Below are 2,912 nucleotides of genomic sequence, written 5' to 3'. Positions count from 1 at the left end.
ATCTTGGCCCGCTCGACCTGCGCCTTTTCGCGGTTGTCCCGCCTCACAAACTCTACCTGGCCCTTTTCCATGTCGCGGGCGCCGATGTTTATCCTCAGGGGGACGCCCTTCATCTCCCACTCGTTGAACTTCCAGCCGGACGTGTACTCGTCGCGGTCGTCTACGTGCACCCTGACTCCGGCCTGCCGCAATTCTGCCGCAACCTTGTGCGCGGCCTCCTTGACTGGCTGCGCGTCCTTGTCCTTGTGTATCGGGACTATAACCACCTGCACCGGCGCTACGCGGGGCGGGATTATCAGCCCCTTGTCGTCGCCGTGCACCATAATCAAGGCCCCGATGAGGCGCCATGACACTCCCCATGACGTCTGCCACGCAAGGTGCTCCTTGGTGTCCTTGCCGAGGTACTTTATCCCAAACGGCTTGGCAAAGTTCTGTGCAAGGTGGTGCGACGTGCCCATCTGGAGCGCCTTGCCGTCGGCCATCATGCCTTCAAGCGTCGTCGTGTATTTTGCGCCGACAAACTTTTCCTTGTCGCTCTTGAATCCCCTGACTGCAGGGACGGCGATGTATTCCTCTATCAGCTGCCGGTAGATGTCAAGTATCGCCATCACTTCTTGTTCGGCCTCTTCTTCGGTGGCGTGCACGGTGTGCCCCTCCTGCCACAGAAACTCGGATGTGCGGACAAAGGGCTTGGTCGCCTTGATCTCGGCGCGCAGCGCGGTATTCCAGAAATTTATCTTGAGCGGCAGGTCGCGGTAGCTTGTTATCCATTTTGCAAACATGGAATACGCGAGCGTCTCCGACGTCGGGCGCAGCGCGAGCTTTTCGCCGATCTCGTTGTTGCCGGCCTTGGTCACCCAGAACACTTCGGGCGTAAAGCCGGCAAAGTGGTCCTCCTCCCTTGCAAGCAGGCTTTCAGGAATGAGGACGGGCAGAAAGCCGTTTTGATGTCCCGTGTCTTTGAATTTTTTATCTAAAATGTCGCGGATCGACTCCCATATCGCATAGCCGTAGGGCTTCAAGACGATGAACCCCTTGACGGGCGCATAGTCGGCAAGGCCGGCCTTTAGCACTACCTGGGTGTACCACTCTGAAAAGTCGTCGCCCTTTTTGGCAGATATGCCGGCGCCTTCCCTGGAGCTCAAACAACTGCAGACAACTGGCGAGGGTTTATGAAGTTTTGTCTAGAGCGGCTCGCCCTTGCAGTAGACCTGGCCCATGACGCGGCTGTGAAAGTTCCGGCACACGTAGCACTGCACGAACGCGATCTCTTGTTTCAGGACAGGGCAGTCGACCTGCTCCTGCTTCATGCGCTTTAGCATCTTGGCGCTCACGCCTTTCAGTTTCAGTTTCCCCTTTTCGTCCATCATGCCCACGCTCTGCAGCTCTTTTTTCGCCTCGTCCGTGAGCTTGGGTGCTTTTTCAACAGGGTTTATCGTTACAAGGTGCTTGATGCCTTCAGGAAGGGGCTCACTCATGGCCGGCAATTCGCAACGGAGGTATATGACCCTTTTTGTCAGAAATCCGTTATCCTGGTCTGCGACCTGAGGGTCCGGTAAAGCCGGCTGTGCGCCAGGATGTCAGAGCGCGACTGCGACATTGTCGAGCAGGCAAACGCAAGCGCCGCGTCGATGCCGTCAAACGTTTGGGCAGGTTTTTTCATGGCCTCCCGCACGCCCTCCCTTATCTGCCACACGCCGACGGGCATGACGTATTCCGGGTGTATCTCCCGCAGGACCAGCACCGACGCCTTTCTCCTCCTGCGCGACAGGTGCTCGGCGACTGCAAGCCGGGCGGAAAAGTATGCGCCGGCGATGCTCGGATAGTGGTCAAGCCCGCGTGCGTCTTCATAGTCGGCGCCGACTGCCATCTTGCCGTCGCCGGCGTACCACGACTCGATCATTTCAAAGCTCCACACGCTGTCAGGCATCATGACGACGGAATAATAGTTGCCAAGGTGCGAATACTGCCGGACCTCAAACAGGTCGATGCTGGCGCTTGCGTCGTTGTCCCGGACCAGCCGGCTCGAGATCATGTCGTCAGCCGCCGTGATGCTCCAGCGCGTGGGCACCAGCTTTCTGTTCTTTTTCAGCCCCAGCATCCCTACTGAAAGCACCTTGTGGATGCTGCCAGAGTCCACGCCTTTTTTGTAGAGCTCTACCACCGCGTCTGACGCCTTTAGATCGCCATCATAGAACGCGCTTTCGATGCGCTGGTCGGCAGAAAGCGACGACGCCTTGAAGGTCTTTATCGGCGCGGCGGGGCCAAACGGCGCCGAGTCGGTGTTCAGGCGCAGCTCCCGCTCAAGGTCCGTGTCTGCCAGGGGCCTCTTTTCAAACGTCGCCTCGCTCTCGGCAGGCCTGTCTGACATCGCAAGCTCTTGCATGCTCTCGACGTACCGGCCTGTCACGTCGCGTGCGTTCACGCTTGCGACTCCCCGGACAAGGGACAGGCGAAAGGCGGCAATCTCCTCCAGGCTCTTGCCGACCCACATCTCGGTCCTGTCCATTATTGCAGTGTCGCCGTGCGCAGGCGGTATCATGGGCCCCATCCGGACTTTTGGGTAACCGTAGCGCCCCACAAAGACAGAGGGCGGGCTCGCGCCGTCAAGCGTGTCCATCGACAGTTTTTCGGAATTGGCCATAAGGTATTGCAGCCAGTTCTGCTCCAGGCGGCGCTTGATGTCTGCAGGCGTTGACACGGGATAACGACGCATATGTTGCTTATTTGCTTAAAGTTTAATTTTTCGCACGCGCCATACCAGAGCATGAGCGAGCAAGAAGAGTTTGCGGGCAGGATGCTTTCAATCCTGAACGACGGGATGTTGTGCTTGATGGTAAGCATAGGCCACAAGGCCAGGCTTTTTGATACAATGTCGGCCATGCCGCCGGCCACCAGTGCAGAGATAGCCA

At 58.0% G+C, this 2,912-nt stretch carries 3 protein-coding genes and 1 pseudogene; 1 reads left to right on the top strand and 3 read right to left on the bottom strand.

Translation table 11 applies throughout. From position 1 onward, the window contains the following. The 3 genes from proS to ACREAY_RS11020 all read right to left on the bottom strand — a co-directional run. The coding region (gene proS / locus ACREAY_RS11030) for a proline--tRNA ligase (protein WP_431755822.1) at positions 1-1,145 on the bottom strand (1,145 nt) is incomplete at its 3' end. 39 nt (positions 1,146-1,184) lie between these two features. Continuing rightward, positions 1,185-1,478 carry a hypothetical protein gene (locus ACREAY_RS11025; RefSeq protein ID WP_431755821.1) on the bottom strand — a complete coding sequence of 98 codons (294 nt, stop codon included), beginning with the start codon at positions 1,476-1,478 and terminating at the stop codon, positions 1,185-1,187. 38 nt (positions 1,479-1,516) lie between these two features. Beyond that, entirely contained in the window at positions 1,517-2,701 is a 1,185-nt protein-coding gene (locus ACREAY_RS11020) for a hypothetical protein (protein ID WP_431755820.1), read from the bottom strand. 15 nt (positions 2,702-2,716) lie between these two features. Here ACREAY_RS11020 and ACREAY_RS11015 point away from each other — a divergent pair. After that, positions 2,717-2,912 (top strand): annotated as a pseudogene (locus tag ACREAY_RS11015) (hypothetical protein); the annotation flags it as partial.

Source organism: Nitrososphaera sp. (genome assembly GCF_050748925.1).
Classification (GTDB): Archaea; Thermoproteota; Nitrososphaeria; order Nitrososphaerales; family Nitrososphaeraceae; genus Nitrososphaera.
The sequence above is the reverse complement of the archived record's forward strand: the minus strand, read 5'-3'. Positions and strand labels throughout refer to the sequence as shown.